Origin of the sequence: Aestuariivirga litoralis, from assembly GCF_003234965.1 — a bacterium.
In the GTDB taxonomy this organism is placed as follows: domain Bacteria; phylum Pseudomonadota; class Alphaproteobacteria; order Rhizobiales; family Aestuariivirgaceae; genus Aestuariivirga; species Aestuariivirga litoralis.
Map to the genome: position 1 here is coordinate 130,335 of NZ_QKVK01000001.1, position 14,600 is coordinate 144,934.

14 protein-coding genes are annotated in these 14,600 nt (G+C 66.2%); 3 read left to right on the forward strand and 11 right to left on the reverse strand.

Annotation, left to right across the window (positions count from 1 at the left end):
• The 6 genes from DK847_RS00665 to DK847_RS00690 all read right to left on the reverse strand — a co-directional run bounded on the left by DK847_RS00665 (position 1) and on the right by DK847_RS00690 (position 7,375).
• Complete coding sequence (locus DK847_RS00665; RefSeq protein ID WP_111195696.1) at positions 1-2,205, reverse strand: hypothetical protein; 2,205 nt, start codon at positions 2,203-2,205, stop codon at positions 1-3.
• Positions 2,206-2,326: 121 nt separating this feature from the next.
• A complete protein-coding gene (locus tag DK847_RS00670) occupies positions 2,327-4,378 on the reverse strand; it encodes an elongation factor G (RefSeq protein WP_111195697.1) in 2,052 nt (683 codons plus the stop codon).
• Positions 4,379-4,564: 186 nt separating this feature from the next.
• On the reverse strand, positions 4,565-5,035 hold the full coding sequence (locus tag DK847_RS00675; RefSeq protein WP_111195698.1) for a DUF992 domain-containing protein: 471 nt from the start codon (positions 5,033-5,035) through the stop codon (positions 4,565-4,567).
• A gap of 124 nt (positions 5,036-5,159) precedes the next feature.
• Positions 5,160-5,618, reverse strand: a complete 459-nt coding sequence (locus DK847_RS00680; protein WP_111195699.1) for a DUF992 domain-containing protein — start codon at positions 5,616-5,618, stop codon at positions 5,160-5,162.
• A 38-nt stretch (positions 5,619-5,656) separates the two neighbouring features.
• On the reverse strand, positions 5,657-6,160 hold the full coding sequence (locus DK847_RS00685; protein ID WP_204508189.1) for a DUF1993 domain-containing protein: 504 nt from the start codon (positions 6,158-6,160) through the stop codon (positions 5,657-5,659).
• Positions 6,161-6,172: 12 nt separating this feature from the next.
• Positions 6,173-7,375, reverse strand: coding sequence for a pyridoxal phosphate-dependent aminotransferase (locus tag DK847_RS00690; protein ID WP_111195700.1), 1,203 nt, complete (start codon positions 7,373-7,375; stop codon positions 6,173-6,175).
• A gap of 106 nt (positions 7,376-7,481) precedes the next feature.
• Here DK847_RS00690 and DK847_RS00695 point away from each other — a divergent pair, with 106 nt between their 5' ends.
• Together DK847_RS00695 and DK847_RS00700 are read left to right on the forward strand one after the other, a co-directional pair.
• Positions 7,482-8,663 carry an FAD-dependent monooxygenase gene (locus DK847_RS00695; protein ID WP_111195701.1) on the forward strand — a complete coding sequence of 394 codons (1,182 nt, stop codon included), beginning with the start codon at positions 7,482-7,484 and terminating at the stop codon, positions 8,661-8,663.
• A 73-nt stretch (positions 8,664-8,736) separates the two neighbouring features.
• Positions 8,737-9,351: a tetratricopeptide repeat protein gene (locus tag DK847_RS00700; protein ID WP_111195702.1), complete on the forward strand. Its 615-nt coding sequence runs from the start codon at positions 8,737-8,739 to the stop codon at positions 9,349-9,351.
• Between the two features lie 28 nt (positions 9,352-9,379).
• Here DK847_RS00700 and DK847_RS00705 read toward each other — a convergent pair whose 3' ends face one another.
• The 5 genes from DK847_RS00705 to DK847_RS00725 all read right to left on the reverse strand — a co-directional run bounded on the left by DK847_RS00705 (position 9,380) and on the right by DK847_RS00725 (position 13,964).
• Positions 9,380-9,949, reverse strand: a complete 570-nt coding sequence (locus tag DK847_RS00705; RefSeq protein ID WP_111195703.1) for a hypothetical protein — start codon at positions 9,947-9,949, stop codon at positions 9,380-9,382.
• A gap of 90 nt (positions 9,950-10,039) precedes the next feature.
• Positions 10,040-11,734 carry a uracil-xanthine permease family protein gene (locus DK847_RS00710; RefSeq protein ID WP_111195704.1) on the reverse strand — a complete coding sequence of 565 codons (1,695 nt, stop codon included), beginning with the start codon at positions 11,732-11,734 and terminating at the stop codon, positions 10,040-10,042.
• Positions 11,735-11,864: 130 nt separating this feature from the next.
• Positions 11,865-12,713, reverse strand: coding sequence for a 23S rRNA (adenine(2030)-N(6))-methyltransferase RlmJ (locus DK847_RS00715; protein ID WP_111195705.1), 849 nt, complete (start codon positions 12,711-12,713; stop codon positions 11,865-11,867).
• Complete coding sequence (locus DK847_RS00720) at positions 12,710-13,060, reverse strand: DMT family protein (protein WP_111195706.1); 351 nt, start codon at positions 13,058-13,060, stop codon at positions 12,710-12,712. Before DK847_RS00720 ends, DK847_RS00715 begins: the two co-directional genes overlap by 4 nt.
• Before the next feature lie 16 nt (positions 13,061-13,076).
• Entirely contained in the window at positions 13,077-13,964 is an 888-nt protein-coding gene (locus DK847_RS00725) for a hypothetical protein (RefSeq protein ID WP_111195707.1), read from the reverse strand.
• A gap of 96 nt (positions 13,965-14,060) precedes the next feature.
• Between DK847_RS00725 and DK847_RS00730 the strand changes: the two genes are divergently transcribed.
• On the forward strand, positions 14,061-14,582 hold the full coding sequence (locus DK847_RS00730) for a ferritin-like domain-containing protein (RefSeq protein ID WP_111195708.1): 522 nt from the start codon (positions 14,061-14,063) through the stop codon (positions 14,580-14,582).
• The last annotated feature ends 18 nt before the right edge of the window (positions 14,583-14,600 follow it).

Below are 14,600 nucleotides of genomic sequence, written 5' to 3' on the forward strand. Positions count from 1 at the left end.
TCATGCTTCACGATTGGCAGGGACGGCGCACGGTCGACCCCGCATCCGGAGCGACCACGCAAGGCCGCCAAGAGCAAGGATGCCACCTGCTGCAGCCATCCAGAACCCCATGGTCAGCCCGGCAGGCCAGTATTCAATGACGACTTGCCCACGAGTCTGGCCGGGCAGCCTGACCTGAACAAGCAGTCCGCGCACCGCCTCGACCGGCAACTCAACGCCATTCAGCCGCGCGTGCCAATCCGGATACCAGGCCCGTGCCAGGACCAGCGTCGCCTCGGTCGCAGCGTCATTCGCGACATAGACGATGATGCGCCGTGGTGACTGCGAGAGAACCTCCGTCTGCACGCCTGGCGATTGCCAGGAAACTGGATCGGCGGGGCCAGCAGCGTCAATCTGGCGGCTGAACACCGTTGCTCCCGATGGCTTGATGCTGGACCGCCATCCGCCCGCCGCGACGCGGCTGAACTGCTCGGCCATCTGTGGAGACTGGATATCGAGGACCTCCGTACGCGTGAGATCGAGAAGGCTGCTGCCCAGGCCTTCGACGGGCAACGTCAGGCGGTCGATGATATCGTCGCAAGTCAGACCGCCCAGATAGTCGAAGCAGAACTGCTCGCGGAAGGGCTTGGGCAAGAAGGCGCTGTAGCCATTGATGCTGATGACGCTGTCGAACAGGGATGAGTTGCCGGGTCTGAAATCGCGCCAATCGGCTTCGGCGCCTGCAAGCCCCGCCCTGGAGAAGAGCGCGATGCGCCGGCTCGGCACAGCGCTTGCGGCCTCTTCCCGGTTGGAAAAGGGTGACAGGAACTTGGTCGGATAGGATGGAAAGCCAGCGCTGACAAAACTGTAACTCGCCGCCCAGACGACCAGGACATTGCTCAGCAGTGCGAGTCCGGCCCAGGTGCCCCGCCTTCCCCGCGCCAGGAATGTGGTTGCGATGATGAGGAGCAACACAAGTACCGTCGATCCAGCATAGACCACGGTCATCCCGGGCAAGGTCAGAAGCGAAACCGCAAGCGGCACCAGCAAGGCAAGTGCCGTGGGAAGCGTCCGGAAGCCGATGGTCTCCCCGCGCCTGCTGAGAACAAGCGCAGTCAGCACGATCAAGGCGATCTGATAGTAGGGAAGCAGCCGGAACATCCAGCGAAAATGCCCAAGCTGGGGGAGCATTGACAGACCGGCCAGACAGATGACCACGGCAAGCAGGGCCGCTTCTTCCGGTGTCTTCAGAATTCGTTCCAGGCTGGCATTCGCGAGCACAACGGGAATGAACCAGGCGACATAGGTCATCGGGAGTGCGACGACCTCTCTGCCGTAGAATGTGTCCCACACCGTGCTGTCGAACGGCAAGCCAACGGCCAGCAGCGCCGCGAGGCTTGACTGCCAGATCGGGGCTGCGTCGACCAGGCGCTCACTGTAGAGCAGATAGGGGACCATCGGAAGCACGGCGGGGGCAGCCAGCAACCCACCCGCGAGGAGCGCGAGATAGATCGGTACGCAGCGCCTGATATTGCCCTTCAATTGCCAAGATACCGTCATCAGCCACACCACCGCCACCACGGTGGTGAAGGCCAGCACGGCAAAGGGCCAGCCCGATACCAGCACCAAGGCCACGCTGAACGCCGCAGGGAGAAACCACTGCCAACCGCCATGAAGGCGCAGCAGCGAACCGACCGCCCAGGGCATCCACGCCAGGCTGACGAGTGCAGGTATCCAGTTGCCGGCACCCCAGTATAGCAGCCATCCACTCGTCGACGCGGTCACGGCGGCCATCATCGAAAGCGAAGGCCTGCATTGCAGAGCGCGGCACAGGAAGTAGATTCCGGCGGCGAAGACTGCGATATGAAACAGGGAGTAAACTGCTGCTGCCGCGGGGGCCGGACCGATGTTCGCAATCAGCAGATAAAGAGCGAGGGACACCGGATTGAATACCGCAAGCTGGTATTCCGCAAGAATTGCGCCCCCGCTCCAGATGCGGTCCGTGATGAACGGAAACTCCCCAGTTTCCAGAAGGCGAGCCACCTCATGGAACAAGGGCATGAAGTAGGTCTGGTAGTCATCGGTGTAGAAGAAGCGCGGCTCCCACAGCAGCGGTGCGCCGGCGGCGGCGACAGCAAGAACCGCACTGACGAAGGTAAGGGCGACATCCTGGACCCTTGTGTCGCCAGACAGCGCAGAACTGTCGCCTGCCCGAGACTTAACCATTCCGCATGCCGAGTTTGCCCCTGTCAGGTCCAGCCTAGAGCAACAGAACGGGAGAAACAACCCGCTGCGGTTTAGATTGGTAGCGGCCTCGCGGAACCGGAGGCCGCTACCCTCCGTCCCCTTAAGCCGCTTCCGCCTTCCTTCCTGCCACCACCTGCTCCGCCGCGCGGCCCGTCAGTTCGGCCATGTGGTCGAGCGTGAAGGTGAATGTGCCCACGCCCGAGGTGGCCGAGCGCAGTTCGATGATCAGCGAGGCCATTTCAGACTCGGGCATGTGGGCCTTCACCGTGTCCCAGCCGGGCCAGCCGTCGCGGCCGTCATAGCCCAGCAATTGCCCGCGGTGGCCGGTGACGATCTGGTTCACGCGCGAGGTGGCATCACTTGGGACATGGATCTCCACCTGCACGATGGGCTCGAGCAGCACGGGAGAGCATTGCGGCATGCCTTCCGTCATGGCGATGCGCGCCGCCGTCTTGAACGCCATTTCGGAGGAGTCGACGTCATGATAGGAGCCATCCGACAGGTTGACGCCGAAGTCGACGACGGGGAAGCCCAGGGGCCCATGCCCCATCCACTCGCGCACCCCCTGCTCCACCGCCGGGATATACTGCTTCGGCACCACGCCCCCGGTGATCGTGTCGGTGAACTGGAAGCCGGAGCCGCGCGGCAGCGGTGCGATCTCCACCACCACGTCGCCATATTGCCCGTGCCCGCCCGACTGCTTCTTGTGGCGGCCGCGGATCTGCACGGGCTTGCGGATCGTCTCCTTGTAGGCGATGCGGCGCGGCTTGGCATTGGCGTGGACGCCGAACTTGACCTGCAGCTTTTCCAGCGCCACGCGCAGGTGCATCTCGCCCTGGCCCCACAGCACCATCTCATGCGTGTCATGGTTATGTTCGAGCGACAGCGAGGGGTCCTCTTCGCAGAGCTTGGCGATGGCGCTCGTCAGCTTCACCTCGTCCTTGCGGTCGGCAACCGAGATGGCGAAGCCATAGACGCCGGGAGCAGTCTCGACCGTCACCAGCTGCGGCGTGTTGCCCCTGGTGGTCGAGAGCGTCTCGCCGGTATGGGCAGCCTCGAGGCGGCCCAGCGCCACGGTGTCACCCGCCACGGCCTTCTGCACCTTGCTGGGCGCGGAGCCCATCAGCGTGAAGACGCCGGCGACACGGCTGTCCTGGCCATCCGCGCCATGCAGCACGGCGCCATCGGCGACCTCGCCTGACAGCACGCGTGACAATGACAGCTTGCCGCCATGCGCGGTGTGGAAGGTCTTCAGCACCTGCACGGTGGTGCCATTGGCCTTGAGGCCCAGCCGCTTCGCAGTCTCGGCAATGCCGGGCGCCTCGTGGCGCAGCGCCTTCAGCAGGCGCTCGATGCCGGTGCCATGTTCGGCGGAGCCGAACAGCACGGGCGTGATGAAGCCGTCTGCGAGCTCACTGGCGAGATCGCCGAAGATGCGGTCGCGCGGCGGCTCCATGTCCGAGAGCAATTGCTCCATCAGCTCGTCGTCATGGTCAGCCAGCCGCTCCAGCATGGCGAAGCGCTGCGACTTCTCGAGCTCCGCCATGTCGGCGGGCATGTCGATCAGCTTGCTCTCGAGATGCTCCTGGTAGACGAAGGCACGTTCAAGGGCGAGGTCGACGAAGCCTGTGACGATCGAGCCCTTCATGATCGGGAGCTGGCGCAGGATGAGCGGCTTCGATGAGGCGGGCTGCAGCCATTCGAGCACGTTGCGCGGCGAGGAATCTGACTTGTCCACCTTGTTGATGAACAGGATGCGGGGCAGGTTGATCTCATCGAGCTGCTTGAGGATCAGCTGCAGGGCGGGCGCCTTCTTGTCATCCGCCTCGCAGACGACGATGGCGACATCGGCACCCGCCAGTGCGGCGCGCTGGTCCTGCGCGAATTCGACGGAGCCGGGACAATCGAGGAAGGTGTAGCTGTCACCCAGATAGCTCGTGGTGGCGGCGTTGAGTTCGATCGACATGCCGTGGGCGCGCGCTTCCGGAGCGGCGTCGCCGACGGAGGACTTGTCGGACACCCTGCCCTGGCGCGCGATGGCGCCGGTGCGGAACAGGATGGCTTCGAGGAGAGTGGTCTTGCCGCTGAGGTAGGGGCCCACCAGTGCCACGCACCGCGAGCCCGAGGGCCTTCTGCCGTTCTGGGTATCCATGGACAATGCTCCTTTGACTGCTGAACTCAGTGCAGCGAAGGACCGCCCTCTTCTAGCCTGTGTCACCACGCCGGGGCGGTTCCACGCCCTGAAGACTGACTCCGTTCCGGACGCCCGGCAAGGAAATTCCGAAACGCAGAAGGGCCCGGCGTCGCCGCCGGGCCCTTCGCGCAGAAATCCGGATGGTTACTTCTTGACGGCCTTGAGGCGCAGCGCGGCGATGCCGGCAGCCACGTTCAGGCCGGTCTGGGCCTGCACGCTGAGCGGCTGCAGCGCGATCGACTTGTTGCCGCCGCCGACCAGCACGTTGGCGCCGAGGCCAACTGCCACCGAGGCTTCAGCCGAAGCGCCGGCATAGCGGCCCTGCAGCGCGCCCTTGGCGATCTGGCCCGGGGCGAAGACGACCCAGGACATCACGCCCTTGCCGGTGAAGCCGATGTCGACACCGAGCTTCTCGATGGTGCCCTTGTAGTATTCCTTGCCGCCCACAGCGCGGTCGAAGGTGCACTTCACCGTCTTGGACGAGGCGAGGATCATGCCCACGCCGGCCGACACGTCGCAGTTCAGCACGCCGATCTTGACGCCGGTGGTCTTGGCGAAGGCGGGCGAGGCCGCGAGGCCGAGGGTGAGAAGAGCCGCAATGGCCAGTTTCTTCATATTCTTAAGTCTCCTATTGGACGGTGCAGGCTAGAGGCCGATATTGTGTCAGGAATTGGACCGGCCCGGTAGGGTCAGCGGAAATGGCAGTTAATCCACACGGTTAACCGCCATTTCCGGCAGATCAGGGAACGTATTCCAGCTTGAACGAGGCGAGGCCCGCGGCGACGTTCACGCCGGCCTGGCCCTCGACGCTGACCGGCTGCAGCGCGATCGACTGCTGCGAGCCGCCGACCAGCACATTGGCGCCGAGGCCGACCGCGAAGGAAGCATCCGCCGTGGCGCCGGCATAGGTGCCCGCCAGCGCGCCCTTGCCCACCTGGCCCGGCGCAAAGACCGCCCAGGACATGATGGCGCCGGCCGTGACGCCGATGTCGAGGCCGACCTGGGTGATGCGGCCCTTGTAATACTCGGTGCCGTTGGGGCCCTGGAAGGTGCAGCTTGCGGATTCCGTGCCGCCGAGGATCAGCCCGATCGAGCCCGACACGTCGCACACCAGCATGCCGAGCTTCACGCCGCCGTCGGCATGCGCCGGCAGGGTGAGGAGGCCAAGGGCCAGGAGCGAGGCAGCAATCTTCTTCATGGTTTTCGTCCTTTGTGGGATGTTCGCTTCACGCGTGGTTACTGACCGCCCGCCAGGAAATCCGGCTTGCCTAACTCGATTCCGTTGTGGCGGAGAATGGCATAGGCGGTGGTGACGTGGAAGTAGAAGTTGGGTTTCGCCCAGGTCTCGAGATAGGCGAAACCCTTGAAATTCAACTCGCGCCCACCCGCCTTGAGCGAGATCTCGCGGGTTTCCGCCCCGTCGAACTGTTCCGCCTTCAAGTCCGACAGGAAGGCGATGGTGCGGGCGATTCGGGCCTGCAGTTCCTCGAAGCTCCTTTCCTCGTCCGCCCAGCTCGGCACGGCCATGCCGGTGAGCCTCGCGCCGGCGCCCTTGGCGGCGTCCGAGGCGATCTGCACCTGGCGGGTCAGCGGGAACATGTCGGGGAAGAGCCGCGCCGAGAGGATCACCGACGGATCGATCTTCTTCGCCGTGCAATGCACTTCCGCCTTCTTCAGGATCACCGAGAGCGAGCGCAGGAAGTGGACGAAGACGGGAACCGAGGCATCATACATGTTCATCGCGTTGTCTCCTCAGCGCAGGTTGCCGCAGAAGCGCTGGATGCGCTTGCAGGCGTCCTCCAGCGTCTCGGTCGCGGTCGCATATGAAATCCGGAAGAACGGCGACATGCCGAAGGCCGCGCCGTGCACCGCGGCGACACCTTCCGCCGCAAGGAGCTCGGTCACGAAATCCTCGTCGTTGCGGATGACGTTGCCCGAGGGTGCGGTCTTGCCGATGCAGCCCAAGCAGGACGGATAGACATAGAAGGCACCTTCCGGTGTGGGGCAGTTGAGGCCCTTGGCCTGGTTCAGCATCGAGACCACGAGGTCGCGGCGCTGCTTGAACACCTCGTTGTTGCTGGCGATGAAGTCCTGCGGCCCGTTCAGCGCCTCGACCGCCGCCCACTGCGCGATGGAGGACGGGTTCGACGTCGACTGCGACTGCAGCTTGCTCATCGCCTTGATCAGCTGCTCCGGCCCCGCGCCATAGCCGATGCGCCAGCCCGTCATGCAATAGGACTTGGAGACGCCGTTCATGGTCAGCGTGCGGTCATAGAGCTTCGGCTCCACCTGCGCCGGCGTGGTGAATTCGAAATCGTCATAGACGAGGTGCTCGTACATGTCGTCGGAGAGCACCCACACATGCGGGTGCTTCAGCAGCACGTCGGTCAGGGCCTTCAGCTCGGCGCGCGAGTAGGCCGCACCGGACGGGTTCGACGGCGAATTGAGGATCAGCCACTTGGTCTTCGGCGTGATCGCCTTCTCGAGGTCGGCCGCCTGCAGCTTGAAGCCGTTCTCGACCTTGCCTTCGACGAAGACCGGCGTGCCGCCCGCCAGCATCACGATGTCGGGGTAGCTCACCCAGTAAGGGGCGGGCACGATCACCTCGTCGCCGGGGTTCACGGTGGCCATCAGCGCGTTGAACAGCACCTGCTTGCCGCCCGAGCCCACCGAGACCTGGGAGACCTTGTAGTCCAGGCTGTTCTCGCGCTTGAACTTGTCGACGATCGCCTTCTTGAGTTCGGGAATGCCGTCAACCGGCGTGTACTTGGTCTTGCCCGCCTGGATCGCCTTGATGGCCGCGTCCTTGATGTTCTGCGGCGTGTCGAAGTCGGGCTCGCCCGCCGCCAGGCCGATCACGTTCTTGCCCTCGGCCTTCAGCTGCATCGCCTTGTTGGAGATGGCGATGGTGGCGGACGGCTGGATGCGGTTCAGCGAATCGGAGATGAAGCCCATGGCGGTAACCTTTCGATTTTTCGGGCTGAATAGGCTCTGCCGGGCCCGGGGGCAAGCCTCAATCCGCCGCACTTCAACAGGCCGCGGATTGAGCTAAAAGGCGGCCATGGACGACCATCCCATCCTCATCGCCGGCGGCGGCATCGGCGGACTGGCGGCAGCCCTGGGGCTGGCCCGCCACGGCCGGGCCGTGCGCCTGTTCGAACAGGCCCAGGCCTTCGAGGAAATCGGCGCCGGCCTCCAGATGTCGCCCAACGGCGTGCGCGCGCTGAAGGCGCTGGGCGCCTGGGATGCGGTGGAGCCCGCCTGCGTCATCCCCTCCGAAATCCACATGCGGGACGGCCTGTCGGGTGCCCTCCTGCAGCGCATCCGGCTGGGCAAGACCTTCGAGGAGCGTTTCGGAGCACCCTACCGCGTCTGCCACCGGGCCGACCTGCTGGCCGGCCTGCTGGCCGCCGCCAGGCGCAATTTTGCCATCGAGCTCAACCCCGGCAAGCGCGCCACGGCAGTCGCTGACACCGGCGCTGCCACCGAGCTCCACTTCGCCGATGGCGCCTCTGCCCGGGGTGCGGCCGTGGTGGCGGCAGACGGCATCCGCTCAGGCCTGCGCGCCGCGGTGGCGGGCGATATCCAGCCGACGCCGCGTGGCGTGATCCTTTATCGCGGCCTCATGCCGCTCAACCGCGTGCCGCCGGAGATCGAGGCCGACTGCGTCACCCTGTGGGTCTGCCCCGGCGCCCACGTGGTGCATTACCCCGTCTCGAACTGGCGCAACTTCAACGTGGTCGTGGCGGTCGACGGCACGCTGCCGGACGACGGCTGGAAGACCCAGGCTCCCTCCGGCGAGGTCGCGCGGCGCCTGTCCTCGGTGTGCGAGGAACTGAGCCTGCTGCTGGCGGCTCCCGCCACCTGGACGCGCTGGCCCGGCGCCGACCTCTCGCCCTTGCCGCACTGGTGCAAGGGTCGCGTGGCGCTGCTGGGCGATGCCGCCCATGCCACCCTGCCCTTCCTCGCCCAGGGCGCGGTGATGGCGCTGGAGGACGCCGTCGTCATGGCGCGCGAGGCGGCCCGCACGCCGGACGTGGCCCAGGCCTTCCGCGCCTATGAAGCCCAGCGGCGCGAGCGCACCGCCCGGGTGCAGGAACAGTCGCGCGGCATGAGCCGCATCTACCATGCCTCCGGGGTGCTGGCGGCGGGGCGCAACCTGGCGCTCCGGCTGGCCGGCCCTTCCTATGCGCTGGGGCGGCTCGAGTGGATCTACCGCTGGGCGCCGGACCGGCCGGCCTGATCACCAAATCGTGTGGAATGGCACGGCCTTCGCCTGCGTATCAGGAGCAGGACCCAAAACCCGGGAGGATTCCATGTCACGTCTCGTTCCGCTTGCCCTGACGGTTCTTCTTGCGATTGCAGCGCCCGCCTATGCCGCAGGCGGCGGCGACGGCGGTGGCGGCGGCAGCGGCGGCAGCAGCAGCGGGGGCAGCAGCAGTGGCGGCAAGAGCAGCGGCAGCAGCAACGGGGCCAGCGGCAGCGGCGCCAACGCCTCGCCCGCCGCCAAGAATTGCAAGACCGGCCAGGTTTGGAACAAGAAGTCCAAGAAATGCGTGAAGGCCCAGTCCGGCGTGCTGCCGGACGAGGAGCTCTACCAGCAGGGCCGCGCGCTCGCCAAGGAAGCCCGCTATGACTGGGCCATCGCGGTGCTCTCGACCATCCAGGACCAGCAGGACCCGCGGGTGCTGAACTACCTTGGTTACTCCAACCGCAAGGCCGGCCGCCTCGACATCGGCATCACATATTACCAGAAGGCGCTCGCCATCGACCCCAACTTCAACCTGGCGCGCGAATATCTGGGCGAAGGCTATCTCGCCGCCGGCCGCGTCGACCTCGCCATGGCGCAGCTCGAGGCGATTGCGAAGAGCTGCGGCACCACCTGCGAAGAGTACCAGGAGCTGAACGCAGCGATCAACGCCGGCCACTGACAGCCGGCGCAGCCGCCCCCGGGCCTGCTCAGGGGCAACTTGCCCATTGGCGATAGGCCCCGGGCGGCAGCGATCCCGCGATCTTGCGGACGCCGCCCGGCGTCCAGTACCGGATATTGACCTTGTAGACGCCATTGGCCTTGGACAGCGCCACGTCGATCGTGGTCATGCCAAGGAAATTGGTGAGCGGCCTGTCCTGGTGCACGAAGCCGTGCGCCTGCACGGTGGCCTTGCAACCATTGATGCTGACCGTCTGGCCATAGGCCGTGCCGCACTCGAAGGCATAGTCCTCGTTGCCGCTGCCATACGCGAAGGCGCTTCCCGCCAGCGACTCGGGCGTCGGCCCATGCACCGAGCAGAGGTTCGCCGGGCTGTCGGAGATGAGCAGCGTGAGGTCGCCGCCACCGCCCGGGTCCTTCTCGCGCGCCTCGATGAACAGGTTGTAGGTCGCCCCCGTCGCGGTATCCCGCACGGCGACCGGCGCATCGAACTTGCCGATGGCAAGTTCGGCACCGGGCCCGGCCAGCGCGGCGGGCGCCGCAGCAGCAAGGGCACTCAGGCACAGCACAACGGCAAGTCGGTCGCGAAGCAAGCCCATCCCAGCCTCCCTGAAAGCAGCCTCCTGCTTATCACATGCAAGTTTCGCCATGAATGCGCATAAGGAGCGTGAACTTCACGTTCCGCGCGATCAGCACTCGAAGGCCAGCTGCACCTGCTGCCTGCCGCCCGACTGCGCGACCGTCGAATAGTCCGACAGCTTGCGCAGGATCCAGCCGCCCATGCGCAGGACGCCGTCGGGGCTGTCGGTGAGCTCATCGATGTCGGGCGCCCTGCCCGGCAGCACCAGCGGGCGGCCGTCATAGACGAAGCGCATCGCCAGCACGAGCTCGTTATAGGAGATGGTGCAGTCGATCGGGCCCTTGGCAATGCCGCCCAGCAGGTCGAGCGTCTCGCGCATCGCGGCAGCGGCGCGCGCACCCGTCTGGCGGTGCATGCCCCAGCGCTCGCCCAGGGTCTGCATGATCTCGTCGGCATCGCTGTCCTCGCCCGCGGCGCTGAAGACCATCCTCTCCTGCTGGCGGATGCCGATGCGCATGACGAGGTTCAGCACGATCGCCACAATGGTGGCGAAGGTCATGGGCGCCAGCACATGCTCAATGGACGTTCCGGCGAAGCGCGTGGTGAGGGCGGGCACCGATTGCAGCAGCACACCTGCGCCGACCGACAGCCCGATCACCAGCGCGCGCCGCGGCGAGAGCATGCGTGACAGCGCAAGCTCCGCACCCGACACGATGAAATAGCACGCCGCATAGAACAGGATGCCTGCCACGACGGCATCCGGCAGCGACAGCACGTGCTTCAGCGCCAGCGGCACGAAGGCGACGGCCATCAGCAGTCCGCCCGCCGCCATGGCGACGGCGCGCGACGTGACGCCGGTGGCATAGGCGAGCGTGAGGTTCGCCGATGACATGCCAACCGCCGTGCCGCCGAGCAGGCCCGAGAGCGCGGTGAAAACGCCCGAGGCCTGCAGGCCCTTCGACATGGTGGTGAAGTTGGGCCGCCGCCAGTCGGCATCGTCCAGCCGCTCGGTGCCGATCAGCACGCCCAACTCGTCAACGACGTTGACCAATGCCGCCACCACCGCGAGATAGACCAGCCCCATGTCGAAGGTGAGGCCGGGCAGGTGGATGGACGGCAGCGCAAAGGCCGGAACGTCCAGTCCCGTCTTCGCGTCGCCCGGCTGCCAAACGCCCAGCGCATAGGCCACGATCATGCCGGCCACGCAGCCCAGAAGGAGCGAGAAGAAGCGCGCCATGCCCTTGAGCCAAACCGATCCGGCCGAGGCCACCGCGAGCGTCACCAGCGCCACCACCAGGCCCGCGTTCTCGACATGCAGGAAGCTCTTGTCCACCGACTGGGTGACGATGCCGCGCAGCGTGCCCGGCAGCAGCGATACGCCGAGCATGATGACCACCACGCCGCAGACTTCCGGCGGGAAGAACACGCGCAGCCGCCGCACCAGCGAGCCGAAGACGAACTGCACGATGCCGGCCGTGAGCAGGAGCACCGCGATGCCGCCCGGCCCCGCCGTCAGCCCCGCGGCAATGGCGAGCGGGATGTAGATCGGGTTGGGGTGGAACACGATCAGCAGTTTCGAGGCGAATTTCGCCTGCAGCAGCGTGCCCAGGCCGCAGACCAGCAGCGTCGTCGACAGCATGGCGAACTGGTCTGCCGCCGAAAGGTTCAGCGCCTTGGTGATGATCACCACATAGACGAGATTGATGAGGACGATGGCCGAATGCTGGAAGGCCAGGATGGCGGTGGAGAGCGGCGGCGGCGTCTCGTCATTCGCAAATTGCAGGTAGGAAGGCCGCTTCGCCATCAGTCACTCACCCCCGGGAACCGGCTGCTCTGCGGCAGCCTGGACAAGGCGCGCAGATAAGCATGGGTGCCCGCACAGGCCTAGCGCCATGTCCCGTGATGCCTCGGGAAATGCGGCGGCGCCAGCAATCTCAAGTAGGCTTATTGATCCAGGAGACCTCGCCCTTGCCCCAGTTGCCGAGGCCGAGGCGCTGCGCCAGTGCGGGAACCAGGATCTCGAGCTCCCTGTCGAGCTTCCATGGCGCGTTGAGGATGGCGAGGCCGGAGCCCGCCAGTCCGCCGGCGCCGAAGGCTTCGCGCACGCGGAGTTCCACCTTCAGCGTGCCGGGCAGGCCGATCTCGCGGATGCCGGCAAGGATCGTCTCGGCCGTGGCATCGGCCTTCAGCGGATACCAAACGACGAAGACGCCCTGCAGGAAGCGGCGGATGCCATGGCCCAGCATACGCACCGTCTTCTCCGCCTCGTTCTTCACCTCATAGGGCGGGTCGATGAGGATGAGGCCGCGGCGCTCCGGCGGCGGCAGCTTGGCCTTGAGGCAGGTCTCGGCATCCATCGAGGTCACGTCGCAGCGCGGGTCGCGGAGGTATTCACGCTCCAGCGCGATGGCATCCTGCGGGTGAAGCTCGTTGGCGATGAGCCGGTCCTGGGGCCGCATCAGGCGCAGCGCCAGTTCGGGCGAGCCCGGGTAATGGCGCAGGCCACCTGCCGGGTTGAGCGCCGCGATCACCTCGCGATAGGGCGTCAGCAGCGCTTCGACCTCGGCATCGAAGGGATCGGCCAGCTTGCCGACGCCGCCCTCCCATTCGCCGGTCTTGCCCGCCTCGATGCCGGAGAGGTCATAGAGCCCGATGCCGGCATGCGCATCGATGACGCGGAAGGGCTTGTCCTTCTTCGCCATGTGCACCATCAGGCGCGCCAGCACCGCGTGCTTCAGCACGTCGGCGTGGTTGCCGGCGTGATAGGCGTGGCGGTAGTTCATCCGCGGAACACGAAGAAGGCGCCGGCACAGATCAGCGCGAAGCCGATGGCATGGTTCACGGTGATCGCCTGCCCAAGATAGAAGACCGAGAACACCGAGAAGACGACGAAGGTGATGACCTCCTGGATGGTCTTGAGCTCGGCCGCGTTATAGACCTCGAAGCCGATGCGGTTCGCGGGCACGGCGAGCCAGTATTCGAAGAAGGCGATGCCCCAGCTGGCGATCACCGCCGCCCACAGCGGCTTGTTGGTGTAGTGCAGGTGGCCATACCAGGCGAAGGTCATGAACACGTTGGATGCGACGAGCATCAGGATGGGCAGCACGTAGGGCGAGGTCAGGGCGGGCATCAGGGGACTTCTGCTGTTACTTGAAGCGGATGGAGGCGAGGTCGATCATGGTGCCGTCCTGGCCGAGATTGGCATAGAGGATGCGGTCCGGCGCGCCGTCCTTCACCATGAAGAAGCCGACCGAGTCGACCGCATAGCCCAGCCGGCCGCAGGGCGGATCCGGAATTTCCTCCTGCACCTGCCGATCGAAGTCCTCCTTCATCCTGCCGGTGGGAACCACCTGCCAGGCGGTCCAGCCGGCGGGCGCGGGCTGGTCATTGACCTGCGCCATCTGGCACTGGGGGTCATCGAGCACGAGGCCCTGTTGCTTGAGCGTGTCGAGGAGGGCGGGCGGGCCGCCCGGCTCGCGGAATTCCTGCAGCACGGTATAGGGCTCGCCGTCATCCACCCGCAGCGCGAAGAGATTGTCCCGCTCGTTGTAGGTGACGCCCCACAGCCCGGTGTCGAACTTGCAGGTCTCGGTCCACAGGCCGAGGTCGCTGCCCTGGCGCCACACCCAGTTGCAGGCCGCCCTGTCGGTTGAATAGAACGGCACCGGCGAGGCGCCCTCGACCGGCTCATGCGGGGCCACCCGCACGCTGACATCGGCCAGCGGCACGCAGACATCGCCGCCGCCATCGGGCGAGGCGAGTGCGGCGAGTTTCGGGTCGCCCGCCTCCAGTCCCTTGTCCTGGCCATAGAGGCACAGGCTTTCGGCGCTGACGCCATAGACGGTGACGCCGTCGAAATCCGCCTTCGCCAGGTGGTCCTTCACGAAGGCCTCGGAGAAGCGCACGTCGATCTGCTTGCCCAGCGCCGCGCGCAGCTCGGCAAGCGCCTGCGCGGCGGGCACCAGCGTGCCGTCGGCCGCGGCGGGCGCGGCGGCGAGCAGCAGTCCAAGCAGGGCGGGAGCAAGCTGTTTCATGGCCCGCACTCATGCCAGAAGACGCGGGCTTTGGCTATTGGCGGAACCATCGCACCCCGCCGCCGTTCCGCACCGGACCAAACCGGAGGATGTGCCATGGCCGACGACCGACAGGAAACCGACGAACGCCTCATGCAGTGGCTGCGCGACGCCCATGCCATGGAAAGACAGGCCGAGACCATGCTCTCCGGCATGGAAAGCCGCATCGAGCATTACCCGCATCTGAGAAAGCGCATCGCCCAGCACCTGAAGGAAACCCAGCACCAGGCGCAGCGCCTGGACGATGCCATCGGCCGCCTCGGCGGCTCCACCTCCGCGCTCAAGGACACGGTGGCGAGCCTCGCCACCCTGGCGCAGGGGCTGATGGGCTCCATGGCGGGCGACGAGGTGATGAAGGGCCTGCTCGCCGGCTATGCCTTCGAGCATTACGAGATCGGCGCCTACCGCATCCTCATCGCCGCCGCCGCCGCGCTGGGCGACGTCGAAACCACCCGCATCCTGCGCGAGAACCTGCGCGAGGAGGAGGACATGGCGCAGTGGCTCTCCTCCAGCATCGACCCGCTGACGGCGGAATATCTCGAGCGCGAGGCCAACGGCAGCGAGCGGGCGAAGCGGTAGGACGGGCCCTCATCCGCC

Bases quoted from the DNA above. Each gene is read 5' to 3' on its own strand.
- DK847_RS00665 (WP_111195696.1), bottom strand. From the start codon at position 2,205: ATGGTTAAGTCTCGGGCAGGCGACAGTTCTGCGCTGTCTGGCGACACA.
- DK847_RS00670 (WP_111195697.1), bottom strand. From the start codon at position 4,378: ATGGATACCCAGAACGGCAGAAGGCCCTCGGGCTCGCGGTGCGTGGCA.
- DK847_RS00675 (WP_111195698.1), bottom strand. From the start codon at position 5,035: ATGAAGAAACTGGCCATTGCGGCTCTTCTCACCCTCGGCCTCGCGGCC.
- DK847_RS00680 (WP_111195699.1), bottom strand. From the start codon at position 5,618: ATGAAGAAGATTGCTGCCTCGCTCCTGGCCCTTGGCCTCCTCACCCTG.
- DK847_RS00685 (WP_204508189.1), bottom strand. From the start codon at position 6,160: ATGAACATGTATGATGCCTCGGTTCCCGTCTTCGTCCACTTCCTGCGC.
- DK847_RS00690 (WP_111195700.1), bottom strand. From the start codon at position 7,375: ATGGGCTTCATCTCCGATTCGCTGAACCGCATCCAGCCGTCCGCCACC.
- DK847_RS00695 (WP_111195701.1), top strand. From the start codon at position 7,482: ATGGACGACCATCCCATCCTCATCGCCGGCGGCGGCATCGGCGGACTG.
- DK847_RS00700 (WP_111195702.1), top strand. From the start codon at position 8,737: ATGTCACGTCTCGTTCCGCTTGCCCTGACGGTTCTTCTTGCGATTGCA.
- DK847_RS00705 (WP_111195703.1), bottom strand. From the start codon at position 9,949: ATGGGCTTGCTTCGCGACCGACTTGCCGTTGTGCTGTGCCTGAGTGCC.
- DK847_RS00710 (WP_111195704.1), bottom strand. From the start codon at position 11,734: ATGGCGAAGCGGCCTTCCTACCTGCAATTTGCGAATGACGAGACGCCG.
- DK847_RS00715 (WP_111195705.1), bottom strand. From the start codon at position 12,713: ATGAACTACCGCCACGCCTATCACGCCGGCAACCACGCCGACGTGCTG.
- DK847_RS00720 (WP_111195706.1), bottom strand. From the start codon at position 13,060: ATGCCCGCCCTGACCTCGCCCTACGTGCTGCCCATCCTGATGCTCGTC.
- DK847_RS00725 (WP_111195707.1), bottom strand. From the start codon at position 13,964: ATGAAACAGCTTGCTCCCGCCCTGCTTGGACTGCTGCTCGCCGCCGCG.
- DK847_RS00730 (WP_111195708.1), top strand. From the start codon at position 14,061: ATGGCCGACGACCGACAGGAAACCGACGAACGCCTCATGCAGTGGCTG.